General features: G+C 68.8%; 18 protein-coding genes. 12 read left to right on the top strand and 6 right to left on the bottom strand.

The window, feature by feature from the left end:
- Positions 1-26 precede the first annotated feature (26 nt).
- Positions 27-452: a hypothetical protein gene (locus ACWGE0_RS34155; RefSeq protein ID WP_452265023.1), complete on the top strand. Its 426-nt coding sequence runs from the start codon at positions 27-29 to the stop codon at positions 450-452.
- The gene (locus tag ACWGE0_RS34150; RefSeq protein ID WP_452265022.1) at positions 449-856 is read left to right on the top strand and encodes a hypothetical protein; all 408 of its coding nucleotides are present in this window, start codon (positions 449-451) and stop codon (positions 854-856) included. Before ACWGE0_RS34155 ends, ACWGE0_RS34150 begins: the two co-directional genes overlap by 4 nt.
- Before the next feature lie 39 nt (positions 857-895).
- Here the strand turns inward: ACWGE0_RS34150 and purU are convergent, their stop codons facing one another.
- Genes purU through ACWGE0_RS34130 form a run of 4 tightly spaced genes read right to left on the bottom strand, consistent with a single transcriptional unit; the run spans position 896 to position 3,805 of the window.
- Complete coding sequence (gene purU, locus ACWGE0_RS34145) at positions 896-1,771, bottom strand: formyltetrahydrofolate deformylase (RefSeq protein ID WP_452265021.1); 876 nt, start codon at positions 1,769-1,771, stop codon at positions 896-898.
- A gap of 25 nt (positions 1,772-1,796) precedes the next feature.
- Positions 1,797-2,522 (bottom strand): maleylpyruvate isomerase family mycothiol-dependent enzyme, encoded by a 726-nt coding sequence (locus ACWGE0_RS34140; RefSeq protein WP_452265020.1) that lies wholly within the window; start codon positions 2,520-2,522, stop codon positions 1,797-1,799.
- A gap of 9 nt (positions 2,523-2,531) precedes the next feature.
- A complete protein-coding gene (locus tag ACWGE0_RS34135; protein ID WP_452265019.1) occupies positions 2,532-3,338 on the bottom strand; it encodes a class I SAM-dependent methyltransferase in 807 nt (268 codons plus the stop codon).
- On the bottom strand, positions 3,317-3,805 hold the full coding sequence (locus ACWGE0_RS34130; protein WP_452265018.1) for a DUF2505 domain-containing protein: 489 nt from the start codon (positions 3,803-3,805) through the stop codon (positions 3,317-3,319). Before ACWGE0_RS34130 ends, ACWGE0_RS34135 begins: the two co-directional genes overlap by 22 nt.
- Here ACWGE0_RS34130 and ACWGE0_RS34125 point away from each other — a divergent pair.
- Both ACWGE0_RS34125 and ACWGE0_RS34120 read left to right on the top strand, forming a co-directional pair.
- Positions 3,804-4,904: a UDP-N-acetylmuramate dehydrogenase gene (locus ACWGE0_RS34125; RefSeq protein ID WP_452265017.1), complete on the top strand. Its 1,101-nt coding sequence runs from the start codon at positions 3,804-3,806 to the stop codon at positions 4,902-4,904. The genes ACWGE0_RS34130 and ACWGE0_RS34125 overlap by 2 nt on opposite strands.
- 110 nt (positions 4,905-5,014) lie before the next feature.
- Positions 5,015-6,028 carry a hypothetical protein gene (locus tag ACWGE0_RS34120; protein WP_452265016.1) on the top strand — a complete coding sequence of 338 codons (1,014 nt, stop codon included), beginning with the start codon at positions 5,015-5,017 and terminating at the stop codon, positions 6,026-6,028.
- Here the strand turns inward: ACWGE0_RS34120 and ACWGE0_RS34115 are convergent.
- Entirely contained in the window at positions 5,982-6,713 is a 732-nt protein-coding gene (locus ACWGE0_RS34115) for an SDR family oxidoreductase (RefSeq protein ID WP_452265015.1), read from the bottom strand. The two genes, ACWGE0_RS34120 and ACWGE0_RS34115, sit on opposite strands and share 47 nt — an antisense overlap.
- 93 nt (positions 6,714-6,806) lie before the next feature.
- Here ACWGE0_RS34115 and ACWGE0_RS34110 point away from each other — a divergent pair, with 93 nt between their 5' ends.
- From ACWGE0_RS34110 to ACWGE0_RS34080, 7 genes are all read left to right on the top strand, one after another.
- The gene (locus ACWGE0_RS34110; RefSeq protein WP_452265014.1) at positions 6,807-7,946 is read left to right on the top strand and encodes a L,D-transpeptidase; all 1,140 of its coding nucleotides are present in this window, start codon (positions 6,807-6,809) and stop codon (positions 7,944-7,946) included.
- A gap of 61 nt (positions 7,947-8,007) precedes the next feature.
- Complete coding sequence (locus ACWGE0_RS34105; protein WP_452265013.1) at positions 8,008-8,757, top strand: alpha/beta fold hydrolase; 750 nt, start codon at positions 8,008-8,010, stop codon at positions 8,755-8,757.
- Positions 8,754-10,001, top strand: coding sequence for a D-inositol-3-phosphate glycosyltransferase (gene mshA / locus ACWGE0_RS34100; RefSeq protein ID WP_452265012.1), 1,248 nt, complete (start codon positions 8,754-8,756; stop codon positions 9,999-10,001). The genes ACWGE0_RS34105 and mshA overlap by 4 nt, the downstream gene beginning before the upstream one ends.
- Positions 9,998-10,483, top strand: coding sequence for a YbjN domain-containing protein (locus ACWGE0_RS34095; protein ID WP_452265011.1), 486 nt, complete (start codon positions 9,998-10,000; stop codon positions 10,481-10,483). Before mshA ends, ACWGE0_RS34095 begins: the two co-directional genes overlap by 4 nt.
- A 60-nt stretch (positions 10,484-10,543) precedes the next feature.
- A complete protein-coding gene (locus tag ACWGE0_RS34090; RefSeq protein WP_452265010.1) occupies positions 10,544-11,410 on the top strand; it encodes a DUF4349 domain-containing protein in 867 nt (288 codons plus the stop codon).
- Positions 11,411-11,809: 399 nt separating this feature from the next.
- Complete coding sequence (locus ACWGE0_RS34085; RefSeq protein ID WP_452265009.1) at positions 11,810-13,375, top strand: 4-coumarate--CoA ligase family protein; 1,566 nt, start codon at positions 11,810-11,812, stop codon at positions 13,373-13,375.
- A 72-nt stretch (positions 13,376-13,447) separates the two neighbouring features.
- Entirely contained in the window at positions 13,448-13,786 is a 339-nt protein-coding gene (locus ACWGE0_RS34080) for a hypothetical protein (protein ID WP_452265008.1), read from the top strand.
- On the opposite strand, the gene ACWGE0_RS34075 is transcribed toward ACWGE0_RS34080, so the two are convergent.
- Positions 13,771-14,412 (bottom strand): TetR/AcrR family transcriptional regulator, encoded by a 642-nt coding sequence (locus ACWGE0_RS34075; protein WP_452265007.1) that lies wholly within the window; start codon positions 14,410-14,412, stop codon positions 13,771-13,773. The two genes, ACWGE0_RS34080 and ACWGE0_RS34075, sit on opposite strands and share 16 nt — an antisense overlap.
- Positions 14,413-14,470: 58 nt before the next feature.
- On the opposite strand from ACWGE0_RS34075, the gene ACWGE0_RS34070 reads away from it, so the two are divergent.
- Complete coding sequence (locus ACWGE0_RS34070; RefSeq protein WP_452265006.1) at positions 14,471-14,914, top strand: VOC family protein; 444 nt, start codon at positions 14,471-14,473, stop codon at positions 14,912-14,914.
- Positions 14,915-14,917: the final 3 nt, after the last annotated feature.

The following is a 14,917-nucleotide window of genomic DNA, read 5'->3' as shown; positions in this document are numbered from 1 at the left end:
GCCAAGATCCACGGCGGGGGTGCGCGATGCTCAGACTTCTGCCGATTCTCTTGCTGCTGACCGGTTGCAGCGTGCTCGAAGGCTTCGACCCGGAACTCGACGCCATCGGCAAGCAGGTCGTCGCCGACTGGAAGCAACGCCCGGACGTGGCAGCGGCCCAGTTCGAGTACACCCACGGCCTCGACGCCGGCGACAGCCTCCGCCTGGAGGTCATGCTGAAGGCAGAGGCGATCACCGGCCCGGTGGTCGACGAGGTGGTGGAAGTCGCCCGCCGCGACTGCTGGCGCGGCACGTGGAAGTCGTGCAGCGCGAGCTACGTCGTCTACACGACAGCGGATCCGCCCTACGCCGACAAACCTGAATCGGGCAAACCGGTGCGCAACGGCAAACTCGATCTCCCACCCGAGCTGGAGACCAGCTACGGCCCGCGCCCGACGAGGCAGAGCAAATGAGGCGTCTCGCGCTCCTGGCGCTGTTGCTGCTTCTAACCGCGTGCGGCAACTCCGACGACACCGTCGAGGACCTGAGCGACCGCATCGAATCCGACCTGAAGTCGCACGACGGCGTCTCCGCGGTCGAGGTGAAGTACACGACCGGCATGGACTACCGGCAGTACCTCAGCGTCACGGCGACCGTGCCGGACCGCACCAAGGCGGATGAGGCCATGGAGATCATCCGACGCGACTACTGGATGGGCACCGGTCGCAGGGTCGACTTCCGGATCACTTTCCGCTCGCCTGCCGGAGCCGAGGTTCTGACCAGCAACGACATCAAGTTCAAGCTCGGTGACGTCGTGGAGATGGAGCGCGAACACGGTCCACGCTCAACGGCCGGCGAGCTCGAACCGGGCCGCTGAGCAGCGAGAAGACGGTCTACCGCAAGGAGAGCTGGTAGGTCAGAAGATCACCGTCTGGTTGCCGTGCACCAGCACGCGGTCCTCCAGGTGCCACCGCAGCCCGCGCGCCAGCACCACCTTCTCGATGTCCCGCCCCTTGCGCACCATGTCCGCGACCGAGTCGCCGTGCTGCACGCGCAGGACGTCCTGCTCGATGATCGGCCCCGCGTCCAGGTCCGCCGTCACGTAGTGGCAGGTGGCGCCGACGAGTTTCACGCCGCGCCGGTGTGCCTGGTGGTAGGGGCGGGCGCCGATGAACGACGGCAGGAAGCTGTGGTGGATGTTGATCGTGCGGCCGGTCCAGGCAGCGCACAGTTCCGGCGGCAGGATCTGCATGAAGCGGGCCAGCACCACGGCGTGCGGGTCGTGCTTCTCCACCAGTTCGCGCAGTTCGGCGAACGCGGCCTGCTTGCCTTCCGGGTTGTTCGACGGGAACGGCACGTGGTGGAACGGGATGCCGTGGGCGCGGGTGATGTCGCCCAGTTCCGGGTGGTTGCCGATGACGGCGGACACCTCGACGTCGAGTTCGCCGGTGGCCACGCGCGCCAGCAGGTCGTAGAGGCAGTGGCCCTCGCGGGACACCAGGATCACCACGCGCTTGCGCTCGCCCGTGTCGGTCACCGTCCACGTCGACAGCGCGCCCAGGTCGGTGGCCACGTCGGCGAACTTCGAACGCAGCTCGTCCACGCCGAACGGCAGGGAGTCCGCGCGGACCTCCTGGCGCGTGAAGAACCAGCCGGTCTCGGGGTCGGTGTGGTACGCGGCCTCGACGATCCAGCCGCCGTTCTCCGCGAGGAACGACGAGATCCTCGCGATGATGCCGGTGCGGTCCGGGCAGCCGAAGGTGATCACATAGCGACGCTCAGGCGATGACACGCCCCCAGAGTATTCGCTGCGGTGGTCACGGCCTGGGCAGCGCCGCCACCAGGGACTCGTCGCCGGTGACGATCGCGTTGCTCGGGCGGGCGTAGAGCGCCCGGTAGATCGCGTCGGCCGTGCCCGCGATGGTGGCGTCCTCGTCGAAGGCCGCGTCCTGCGGAGCGGTCACGACCAGCGGCTCGCCCGCGGTCAGCCTGACCTGCCAGGTGCGGCCCGCGTCGGCGGCGTGGACCAGGAGCCGGCCGGTTCCCCCGACGGCGTTGCCCAGTTCGATCCGGCGGGCCACCAGCACGGTGAGGTACTCGTCGATGCCGTCCGCGGCGAACTCCGGGTCGAACACCAGCGACGGCAGGTCCTGGCCGGCCGCGAGTTCGGCGTCCAGGCGGTGGATCGACGTCTCGTGCGCCTGCCTGCGGGTCCAGAAGCCGGCGAGGGCAGGTCCGCCGAACGTCCACGCGGGACGGTCCGCGGGAGTCTCGCGCAAGCGCGGCAGGAGCAGCGAAAGCCCGTTGTCCCACCAGGAAAGCGCCTCGTCGAAGTCGCGCGGGGCCTTCTGCCACTCCGGCCGGCCGGCCTCGGGTGCGGTGACGACCGCCTGAGCCGCCCACGTGTGCACCTCCGCCATGTGCCGCACGAGTTTCAACACCGTCCACTCAGGACACGTGGGAACCGGGGCGTCCGGGCCTGCCTTGAGAGCGGCCGAACGCATCAACGAAGCCTGGGTCTCGACCTGCGCGACGAAGTCCACACAACCACACTATGGTGCGACGGCTGCCCAATCGAGCGTGATTTCGCCGAGCCGCCAGCGCCGCCGGTCGTCCAGCACCGGCCAGCCCCGTTCGCGCAGCAACCGCGCCGACTCCACCCACCGCGCACGAGGCCCGAACGGCGCGAACGGTGCCGCGGTCGCCCAGCAGGCGTCCAGCTCGGTCAGCAACGCGTGCACGCGCTCGCCCGGCACGTTCTTGTGGATCAACGCCTTGGGCAGCCTCTCGGCGATGTCACCTGGCGTCTCGATCGCGGACGGTTTGCACGCCAGCGTGAACCTCAGCGGCCCGTCCGACGACAGCGTCACCCACGTGCACCGGCGGCCGATCTCGTCGCACGTGCCCTCGATCACCAGCCCGCCGGGAGCCATGCGCGACAGCATCGTGTCCCACGCCTCGAACGACTGCTCCTCGGTGTACTGGCGCAGCACGTTGAACGCGCGCAACAACACCGGCCGCGCGCCGGCCAGTTCGAAGCCACCGCGCCGGAAGTCCAGCCACGGCGGGTCAGCCACCGCCTTGCCCGCGTCGACGCGCTCCTGGTCGATCTCCAGCCCGAGCACGCGCACGTCAGGACGCACCGTCCGCAGCCGCAACGCCATCTCGACGGTGGTGATCGGCGACGAGCCGTACCCGAGGTCGACCACGAGTGGATCGGCGGCGTCCGACAGGAAGTCGGCCAGCGTGCCGGTCATCCACCGGTCGACCCGGCGCAGGCGGTTCGGGTTGGTCGTGCCGCGCGTCGGCAGGCCGAGCGCACGGGCCCGGCCGGCCGCTAGCCGCGGTTTGCGAGCCATTCCGACGTGAACTCGCTCTCCTTGTCCAGCAGCACCGCGACCTGCTCGGCGATCACCTTCTCGAGCTTGCCGCCGACGAGCGGGATGCTCACCTTGACCTCCCCCGCGAGGGTGAGCTTCGAGCCGGATCCGTTGTCCGTGACGGTGAACGAACCGTCCAACCGGCCCGGCACGCCGACCAGCGTGACCTCGACCGTGCCCGCGCCGGCCGCCCAGTTCTCGACGCGCTGGATCACGAGGTCGCCACCGAGCAGCGACTTGGCCACCGAGGGCAGGTGCTCCGCGGGCACGCCCTGCTTGAGCTGGTACGACGTCTTTCCGTCCACCGAGGTGAACGTCACGAGCTCGGCGTTGGTGCCGCCGATCGCGGCCAGCCTGTCCCGCAGATAGGTCTCGTCGACCATCGCGCCGAAGACCTTCTCCGCCGAATGGGGTGACGTGGTGTGGTGCTCGATGCGGCGTGCCATGTCGCGGAGGCTACCGTTGACGTCTGTGACCACCACGCAGTCCGTACCTCTGGCCGAGCGCACCACGCTCCGACTCGGTGGACCGGCCGCGCGGTTCGTCCACGCCACGACCGCCGCTGAGCTGGTCGAAGCCGTGCGAACAGCCGACGCCGCCGCCGACGAGAAAGTCCTCGTGCTCGGTGGCGGGTCCAACCTCGTGATCTCCGACGGCGGCTTCGACGGCACCGTGGTGCACGTCGCCACCAAGGGTTTCCGGCTCGATCCGCTGGGCGGCGGGATCGTCCAGTTCACCGTCGAGGCGGGCGAGGAGTGGGACGCGGTCGTCGCCGAGGCGGTCGCGCAGGGCCTCGGTGGCCTCGAGTGCCTCTCCGGCATCCCCGGCCTCAACGGCGCCACGTCCGTGCAGAACGTCGGCGCGTACGGCGTCGAGATCTCCCAGGTGCTGCAGTCGGTGGATCTGCTGGACCGGCGCAGCGGCAAGGTGCACCAGGTGCCCGCCGCCAAGCTGGGCCTCGACTACCGCACCAGCGTGCTGAAGGGCACGGACAACGCGGTCGTGCTGCGCACCCGGTTCTCGCTCACCGCCGGCGGCATGTCCGCCCCGATCCGCTACGCCGAGCTGGCGCGCGTTCTCGGTGTGGCGCAAGGTGATCGCGTGCCGGCGGACGAGGCCCGCAAGGCCGTCCTGGAGCTGCGCCGCGGCAAGGGCATGGTGCTCGACGCCACGGACCACGACACGTGGAGCGCCGGCTCGTTCTTCACCAACCCGATCATCGACGACTCGACCTTCACGAGCGTGCTGATCCGCATCTCCGAACGGCTCGGCGCCGACGTGAACGTGCCGGTCTACCCCGCGGGCCACGGTCAGAAGAAGCTCTCCGCCGCGTGGCTGATCGAACGGGCCGGCTTCCGCAAGGGCCACCAGGGCCCCGGCGGCCGGGTGTCGCTGTCCGGCAAGCACACGCTGGCGCTGACCAACCGCGGCGGCGCGTCGACCGAGGACCTGCTCGACCTGGCGCGCGAGGTGCGCGACGGCGTGCGGGCCGCGTTCGGCGTCGAACTGCACCCCGAACCGGTTTTCGTGGGCGTTCAGCTCTGAGTCAGTCCGGTCTGAGTCCGTCTGGGTCTAAGTCCGTCTGGGTGACTCCTTGTGACGAACCACTACTTGGCGTGTTTCATTGAGGTAGGGGCTGTGGAACGGGGGTCGCTATGAGCTACCTCGACGAGAACGCGCGAGAGGTCATCCGGCCGATCAAGCGCATGGTCGAAGACGAGTTCCTGTCGCGGCCCGGCGTGATCGGCGTCGACATCGGCGAGAAGGTCACCGCCGGACGCCCGACGGGCCAAGCAGCGATCGTGGTCTACGTGTGCGCCAAGGGGTCTCAGCACCCGCAGCAGATCCCGGCCGAGGTCGGCGGCGTGCCGACGGACGTGATCGCGGAGTCGATCGTGCTGCACCGCGCCAGGATCACCCGCACCGAAGACGAGCAACCTGTTGAGGCGCAACGCCATCCGGTGCTGCGCGGCGGCATCAGCATCGGCCCGGCCAGGTCGTTCAGGGTCGTGCCGCCGGAGGTGCCGAAAGCCGGCGAGTACGTGATCGCGGGCACGCTCGGCGCGTTCGTGGTCACCAGGGACGAGGCCAGGAAAGTGCTGGGGCTCACCACGTTCCACGTCGGCTGCGTCGACGACTCCTGGGCCGTGGGCGACGAGTTCGTGCATCCGTCCAGAGTGGACGGTGGAGTCCCCGGTGCCGACCAGATCGCGGTGCTGGACCGGGCGGCGCTGGCCGGCGCGGTCAGCGCGGCGGGCCTGCGGATGGGCAACCGGCCGTTCCGCGCGGAGGTGCTCGACATCGGCGCGATCACCGGCACCGCACCCGCGACGATCGGCTCCACCGTGCGCAAACACGGCCGCACAACGGGTCTGACCCACGGCATGGTCACGTCGACGGACGCGACCGTCCGGCTCGACTTCGGCGACGGAATCGGCATGAGGACGTTGCGCGACCAGATCCGCGTCCACTCGGCCGAACGCTTCGGCGACCACGGCGACAGCGGCGCGGTGCTGGTCGACGCCGACAACCGCGTCGTCGGCCTGTACGTCGCCGGATCAGGTTCGACGGGATTCGCGAACCCCGTCGAACCCGTCCTGCGTCAGCTCGACGTGGACTTGCTCACTCCCGGTGTGCCCGAGTCGCGGAGGCCTGAGCGCGGGGCTTGAGCACGATCGTGTCGAGGTTCACGTGCGACGGCCGGGTGACCGCGAACGCGATCACGTCCGCCACGTCGTCCGCGACCAGCGGCGTGATGCCCTGGTAGACCTTGGCCGCGCGCTCGGTGTCGCCGCCGAACCGGTTGGCCGAGAACTCCGTCTCGACCATGCCCGGCAGGATCTCGGTGATCCGCACCGGCTGGCCCAGCAGCTCGCCCCGCAACGTCCGGTGCAGCGCCGATTGGGCGTGCTTGGCGCTGGTGTACCCGGAGCCGTTGTCGTAGGCCTCGAACGCCGCGATGGACGTCACGGACACGATGCGCCCGTCACCGGACTCGATCAGCTTCGGGATGAACGCCTTGGTCACCAGCAGGGTGCCGAGGACGTTCGCCTCCCACATCCAGCGCCACTCCTCTGGATTCCCCTCGGCGACGGTCGAGAGCCCACGCGCGCCACCCGCGTTGTTCACGAGCACGTTCGCCCGGGGTACCCGCTCTGCGAAGGAGGCGACGGAGTCGGCGTCCGTGACGTCCAACTCGACGGCCGTCCCGTCGATCTCCTTCGCGATAACGTGGAGAAGGTCCAGACGACGTGCACCGAGCACGACGTGGAACCCCTCGGCGGCCAACCGCCGCGCGGTGGCCTCGCCGATGCCCGCGCTAGCTCCGGTCACTACTGCGACAGGTCGATTCACGACCTCGATCGTAGGCGGCCGAACGGCGTGTGACCGACGTCACTCGCACCATCGGGTCGTCCTGGACGTCCTGCTTTGTGGGAGGTCGAAACCGTGAAGAGAACACTTGTCGCGCTGGTCGCCGGGCTGACGCTGCTGACCGGCTGCTCGAGTGTCGAGGCGGGGTCACCGAAAGCGGACACCTCGCAACCGTCCGCGAAGGTCACCCTGTCCCCGGTAGACGGCACCAAGGACGTGCAGGTCACGACCCCGGTGCAGGTCACCGTGGTGGACGGCAACATCGAGTCCGTCGCGGTGAAGTCGCCGGAGGGCAAAGACGTCAAGGGCACCCTGACCGAGGACAAGTCGGGCTGGACCGCCGCCGAGCCGCTGGGCTACGGCAAGACGTACAGCTACTCCGGCAAGGTCGTCGGCAAGGACGGCAGGCCGGTCGAGCTCAAGGGCTCGTTCACCACCGTCGCGCCTGGTTCGCAGACCCGCGCGACGCTGTGGCCCAGCGACAACCAGACGGTCGGCGTCGCGGCGCCGATCATGGTCAAGTTCGAGGCCCCGGTCGAGGACAAGGCGACCGTCGAGAAGGCGCTCAAGGTCACCAACTCGGCGAACGTCACCGGCACCTGGGCCTGGCTCAACGCCCAGGAAGTGCACTACCGGCCGGAGAAGTACTGGCCGGCGAACACCACGGTCAAGGTCGAGGCGAAGCTCTACGGCGTGAACTACGGCGGTGGCGCGTTCGGCAAGGCCGACGTGACCTCGGACTTCACCATCGGCCGCAACCAGGTCGTGCAGATCAACAACCCGACGCACCAGCTCGTGGTCCTGCGCGACGGCCAGCAGGTCGCCTCGTACCCGGCGTCGTTCGGCAAGGACGCCGACGCGGAGCTGACCACGCCGAACGGCACGTTCGTGGTCATGTCGAAGAACGACACGTTCTCGTTCGACAACCCGCGTTACGGCTACACCAACGTCGTGAAGAAGTGGGCCGTCCGGTTCTCGAACCACGGCGAGTTCATCCACGAGAACAACGACAACGCGGCCAACATCGGCAAGGCGAACACCTCGCACGGCTGCGCGAACCTGCTCGAAGCCGACGCGAAGGCCTACTACGACTCGGCACTGGTCGGTGACCCGGTCGAGGTGACCGGCTCCATCACCACGTTGCCGCCGCAGTTCGACTGGTACGACTGGCAGATCCCGTGGGACCAGTGGAAGGCCAAGTCCGCCGTGAAGTAGGCGGACTAGCGGGAATGCGTCCCCCGACCAGGTCGTTTGAAGGTGTGTGCACCTAACACACGTGACGGCGGCCGGCGGGGGACGACTGGCCGTCCGTGAGGCAGGACCGTCCGACGCGCCGCCGGTGGTGTTGATCCACGGGTGGGCGCAGACAGGTGCGGTCTGGGACCTGCCGGACTTCCACACCTACGCCGTTGACCTGCGAGGACACGGCGAGTCCGACGATTTCGGCGACTACCGTGATTCCGCCCGGTGGGCCGACGACCTCAAGACCGTGCTCGATCACACGGGACCCGTGACCGTCGTCGGATGGTCCTACGGCGGGCTCGTGATCGCCGACTACTTGCGCTTCCACGGCACCGCGCTGATCAACGCGCTGGTGTTCGTGAGCGCCATCACCGAGATCGGCCGTGGCCGCCCCGGCGGTGCCACCGGCCCCGTGATGCGCGCCGCGTTGCCCGGCGCGATCACCGATGACGCCGTGATGGCGACGTTCTGCCAGGCCATGGCACCCGCGCTGGCTGCCGGGACGGTCGGCGAACTCACAGCCTCAGCGACTTCGGTGAGCCATAAAGTGCGAGGTGAGCTGTTCCGCAGGGATGTGGGCAGCGCTGACGTGCTGAAGGCAGTCGACGTGCCGACGCTGATCGTGCACGGAACTCAAGACGAGGTGGTCGCCCCTGCCGCCGCCGAGTACTCCGCCGCCCTGATCCCCGGAGCCGAGTTGAGCCTGTACCCCGACACCGCGCACGCGCCCTTCCTGGAGCGGCCCGCGCAGTTCCTCTCCGACCTGAAGCGGGTGGTCCGGTGAAGCGCGTAGCCGTGCTCTCGGTCCACACCTCGCCCCTGGAACAACCGGGCACGGGCGACGCGGGCGGGATGAACGTCTACATCGTGCAGACGGCCACGCGGATGGCCCAGCGCGGCGTCGAGGTGGAGATCTTCACCCGCGCCACGTCGTCGGAGCTGCCGCCGGTGGCCGAACTGGCGCCCGGCGTGCGCGTCCGGCACGTCGCCGCGGGACCGTTCGAAGGGCTGGGCAAGGAAGAGCTGCCCGGTCAGCTCTGTGCGTTCACGGCGGGTGTCTTACGCGCTGAGGCACGGCACGAGCCCGGCTACTACGACGCGATCCACTCGCACTACTGGCTGTCCGGGCAGGTCGGCTGGCTCGCGCGGGAACGGTGGGGCGTGCCGCTCGTGCACACCGCGCACACGCTGGCCAAGGTGAAGAACCTGGCGCTGGCCGAGGGCGACACTCCGGAGCCCCGGATGCGGGTGATCGGCGAGGAACAGGTGGTCAACGAGTCGGACCGGCTGGTGGCCAACACCGACATCGAGGCCAGCGAACTGATCAAGCTCTACGACGCCGAACCGTCCAAGGTCGCCGTGGTGCCGCCCGGTGTGGACCTCGACAGGTTCACCCCCGGCGACCGCGACAAGGCGCGGCACTGGTTCGGGATCCCGCGCGACGCGATCGTGCTGGCGTTCGTCGGCCGCATTCAGCCGCTGAAGGCTCCTGACGTGCTGCTGCGCGCCGCCGCGGAGATGCTCGTGCGCGATCCAGGGCTGCGGTCGAAGCTGGTCGTGCTGATCGTCGGCGGACCGTCCGGCAGTGGCACGGAACGGCCGAAGGCGCTGGAAGAACTGGCCGTGCAGCTGGGCATCACCGACGTGGTGCGGTTCCTGCCGCCGCAGCCGGGCCCGACGCTGGCGGAGGTCTACCGGGCGGCCGATCTGGTGGCCGTGCCGAGCTACAACGAGTCGTTCGGGCTGGTGGCGCTGGAGGCCCAGGCCTGTGGGACACCGGTGGTCGCGGCGGCGGTCGGCGGGTTGCCGGTCGCGGTCAACGACGGGGTGTCCGGGGTGCTCGTGCACGGGCACGAGGCCGGTGAGTGGGCCTCCGCGATCAGCGGGGTGGCGTTGCCGCAGCGGGAGCACCTGGCGAGCAACGCGGTGGGGCATGCGCGACGCTTCTCGTGGGATCGCACGACTGATGCTCTGCTGGCGGGGTATCAAGAGGCGGCAGACGTGTTCCGCCGGGAGGTTTTCGCTTGAGCGACTCGATTGACGACGTGATCAAGGCTTTCCTGGACGAGCGGGAGCTGAAGTACGACCGGCGTGAGCCCGGGAAGTTCTTCGTGACGCTGCCGGGCACCAAGAAGCTGCAGACGAACGTGTGGCTGGTCGAGACGACGCACGCGTTGGTCGTCGAGGCGTTCGTGTGCCGGAGGCCGGACCAGTCGTTCGAGGACGTCTACCGGTTCCTGCTGCGTCGCAACGCACGGCTGTACGGCGTGCACTACACGATCGACGGCGAGGGTGACATCTACCTGGTCGGACGGGTCGGGAAGCACGCTGTGACGGCCGATGAGCTGGACCGCGTGCTCGGCCAGGTGCTGGAGGCCGCCGACGGCGACTTCAACCCGTTGCTGGAGATCGGGTTCGCCGACGCGATCCGGCGGGAGTGGGCGTGGCGGGTGTCGCGCGGTGAGTCGCTGGCGAACCTGCAGGCCTTCCAACATCTCGTTTCGGAGTAGGCGGCAACTCGTTTCGGCCTAGGCGGCAACCCCCGGTCCCGCCCGCACCGTCGGACAGACATGCGTAAACCAGTGCTGTGGGTGGGAGTCGCGTTGCTGGCCCTGGTTTCAACGGGGTGTAGCAGCAGCAAGAACAGTGGTGGCATGTCGGCGCAGGACGCCGCTGCGCCACCACAGGCGGCGCAGCAAAAGGCGCCGCAGCAGGAGAACAACGCACAGAACGGCCAGAACGCACAGGGCGTGCAGCCGGTGCAGCAGCAGGAACGGCAGTTGGTGCGCACGGCGACCGTTGACCTGCGTGCCGACGACGTGCTGAAGGCCATCGGTCAGGTGAAGGACCGCGCTCAGGCCGTGGGCGGGTTCGCGGGACAGGAGAACTCGACCAAGAGCTCGGGGTCCGTGACCGTGCGGGTGCCGTCTTCCGAGCTGGACAGGGTCGTCCGGGATCTCGCGAACGTCGGTGAGGTCACCCGGAGCGAGGTGCGCAGCGAGGACGTCACCGACCAGCTGGTCGACGTCGAGGCGCGGATCGCGACGCAGAAGGCCAGCGTCGAGCGGCTGCGGGTGCTGTTCGAGCGGGCGGGGACGACGGCCGAGATCGCGCAGATCGAGTCCGAGCTGACCAAGCGGCAGAGCGAGCTCGAGTCGATGCAGCGGCGCAGCGAGTCGTTGAAGGGCAAGGTCTCGCTCGCCACGCTGACCGTGCAGGTCGCGACGGTGCCGATCGCGGCGCCCGAGCCGGAGAAGGCCGGGTTCCTCAGCGCTCTCGCCGGTGGCTGGAACGCGCTGCTCGCGGTGCTGGGCGGGATCCTGATCGCGGTCGGCGCCGTGCTGCCGTTCGTGGTGGCGCTCGGCGTGCCCGCGGCGGCGGTGATCTACCTGCTGCGCCGCCGGAAGCGTGTCACTCGAATGAACGAAGCAGCGTGATCGAGTTCTACTGAGAGTGGTCCTTCGTTGATGCGCGGAACGGCTCGGGAGAGAGGGGGAGTCGCATCGAGCCGTCCCGCGTCAAAGGTCCCCGCTGCATGGATCCGTGGACGGGGGGTGCCTGCGGATCCCAAGCGGGCCACGCGATTCGACGGGGGATGACGAACCGCGCTCGGTGCCTCGCGCTCGTCGAGTAAGCGTGGGAGCCGACTCGCGGAGGCGGTATCAACTTCTCAGATACATCATTGCGTTCACAAGTGCTTGTATTACTCCATTCGAGTGTATTTAGACCTGCTAAGTAACGCATCTGTAGCGATCGAGCAGTCCTTGACCTGCTCAGTGGCCTGGCTCACGATGACCCCACAGGCTGGGTGTACAGCGAGTGAATGAGGTCGCCGCATGGTCTTTCGCAGTCCGTTCCCCGATGTCGAGATCCCTGATGTGTCGCTGCACGAGCTGTTGTTCGGCGACATCGCCGACCGGGCGGACCGGGTTGCGCTGATCGACGGCATGTCCGGCGCCTCGATCACGTACGGCCAACTCGCCGGCATGATCGACCGCATGGCCGCCGCACTGGCCGCGCGCGGCATCGGCAAGGGCGACGTGGTCGGCATCCTCAGTCCGAACACGCCCTACTACGCCGTCGTGTTCCACGGCATCCTGCGTGCGGGCGCCACGGCGACCACGATCAACGCGCTCTACACGGCCGACGACGTCGCCCATCAGCTGCACGACGCGGGCGCGAAGATGCTGTTCACGGTGTCCGTGCTGTTGCCCAACGCCGCACCCGGCGCCGCGAAGGCCGGCGTGACCGACGTCGTGGTGCTGGACGGCGCCGAGGGCTACCCGTCGTTGCCGGAGCTGCTGGCGAACGACCACCCGGTGCCGTCGGTCGAGATCAACCCGGCCGAGGACATCGCGGTGCTGCCGTACTCGTCCGGCACGACCGCGTTGCCCAAGGGCGTCATGCTGACGCACCGCAATTTGGTCGCGAATCTCGTGCAATGCGGCCCAATTCTTTCGGATGTTGGCCCGCACACCCGAATTCTTGCGGTATTGCCGTTCTTCCACATCTACGGCATGCAGGTGTTGATGAACAACGGCCTGTACATCGGCGGTGTCGTCGTGACGCTGCCGAAGTTCGAACTGCCCGAGTTCCTCCGCGTCATCGCCGAACACAAGACCGACCGCGTCTACATCGCACCGCCGGTCGCCGTCGCCCTGGCCAAGCACCCGATCGTCGACAACTACGACCTGTCCGCCATGTCCACGCTGTTCTCGGGCGCCGCACCGCTGGACGTGGAACTCGCCGCCGCGGTCCGCAAGCGCCTCGGCTGCCGCGTCTCCCAGGGCTACGGCATGACCGAGATGTCCCCGGTCAGCCACGCGATCCCGGACGACCGCGACGACATCTCGGTGGGCACCGTCGGCGTGATCATCCCGAACCTCGAATGCCGCCTGGTCGACCCGGCGTCGGGCGAGGACGTCGGCGTCGGCGAACGCGGTGAGCTGTGGTGCAAGGGCCCGAACATCATGAAGGGCTACCTCAACAACGCCGACGCCACCGCAGCCACCATCGACGACGAGGGCTGGCTGCACACCGGCGACGTGGCCGTGATCGACGCCGACGGCATCGTCTCGATCGTCGACCGCGTCAAGGAGCTCATCAAGTACAAGGGCTACCAGGTCCCACCGGCCGAACTCGAAGCCGTGCTGCTCACCCACCCGGAGATCGCCGACGCGGCGGTCATCGGCGTGCGGGACGCGGACGGCGAAGAGGTCCCGAAGGCCTTCGTGGTCCGGCAGGCCGACTCGGCGATCGACGCCGACGCCGTGATGGCGTTCGTGGCCGAGAACGTGTCGCCGCACAAGAAGGTGCGCGCGGTGGAGTTCATCGAGGCGATCCCGAAGTCGGCCGCGGGCAAGATCCTTCGCAAGGACCTGAGGGCCCGCGAACAGGCCTGATCGGCAGAGTCGAGGAGGCCCCGGCAGGATGCTGCCGGGGCCTCTCGGCTTTCTCGGGGAAGGTGGGCTGGGATGGACGACGAACTGGCGGACCTGCGCAGGCGGGCTGCGGAAGGTGACAGCGACGCCGTGGACGAACTCGTGGAACTCGCGGGTGAGCGCGGCGATCTCGACGAGTTGCGCCGGCTCGCCGCGGGCGGTTCGTCCGACGCCGTCGACCAGCTGGTGATGCTCGCGGGTGAGCGCGGCGACTTCGACGAGTTGCGCCGGCTCGCTGCGGCCGGGTCCAGCGACGCCGTGGACCAGCTCGTGGAGCTCGCCCAGGAGCGCGGCGACCTCGACGAGCTGCGCCGCCTCGCCGACGCGGGCAGCAGCGACGCGGCGGACGTCCTGGCTCAGCTGGAGGAGTAGGTCAGCAGCGTCTTCTGCAGCGCTCCGATCAGCCAGTCCTGGTAGCGGTCGGCCGGCCATCCCAGCACCTGGTGCACGTGCGGCGACAACATCGTCGTCAGCACGTCCGCCACCCGCTCGACGTCGAGCTCCGCCACCACCTCCCCGGTCCCGGCCAGCGCCGTGGCCAGCGCCAGGCAGTTGGCGCGCATCGCCACCTCGCCCTCGTCGGAGATTCGCCGCATGTCCGCGTCCGCCCCGGACGACTCGATGCCGGCCATGATCAACGCACCCGCGCGCTCCAGCACGGCGGCGTTGCGCCGCACGATCGAGGCGATCATCTCGCGTCCCGCCGAGACCTCCAGCACCTCCTGGAACTCCGGCCGGTCCCGCATCGCGACCGGGGCCTCGTCGCCCGCGATGGCGACGTTGAGGGCGTCCTGGAAGATCTCGACCTTGTTCCGGTAGTGCGTGTACACGGTCCGCTCGGACACGCCCGCCTCGTACGCGATCTTCTTGATCGACGTCGCCACGAACCCGTCCCGCGCGAACAGGCGGTGGCCCGCGTCGCGCACCAGGAGGCGCGTGTAGGCGGCCCCCTGCTCTCGCAGCGGTGAGCTGTACGAACGCTTGACTTCGTCATTCATCGAGCGCAGTCTAGCTGTATTCGTTGCATAGCGTCTGCAGTCAAAAGGAGCAACAGCGATGGCGCAGCTCAGAGGCATCAGAGGCGTGAAGATCCCGGTGACCGACCTCGCGCGAAGCATCGACTGGTACGGCCAGGTGTTCGGCTTCCAGGTCGAGTGGGAGTTCGCGGACGCGGACGAGGTGGTGAGGGGCGTCGCGGGCACGGTGGGCAACGGTGCGGCGGGGCTCAGCCTCAGGCTCAACCCCGGAAAAGCCACGGCGATCGCCGGGTTCGACCCGGTCAACTGGGCCGTGGAGACGCGCAAGGACCTCAACGAGTGGATCGAGCGCCTCGACGAGCTGGACATCCCGCACTCGCCGGAGATCGAGGCGAGCATCGGCTGGCTGCTGGTCTTCAACGACCCGGACGGGCTGGAGATCCACGTCTACACCGACGAGTCCCATGGCGTGGATCACGGTGACCGGCCGGGGTACGGCAGGAGGGTCGGCATGGCAGGCTAGCCG

It is taken from the genome of Lentzea sp. NPDC054927, from assembly GCF_053610285.1.
The sequence above is the reverse complement of the archived record's forward strand: the minus strand, read 5'-3'. Positions and strand labels throughout refer to the sequence as shown.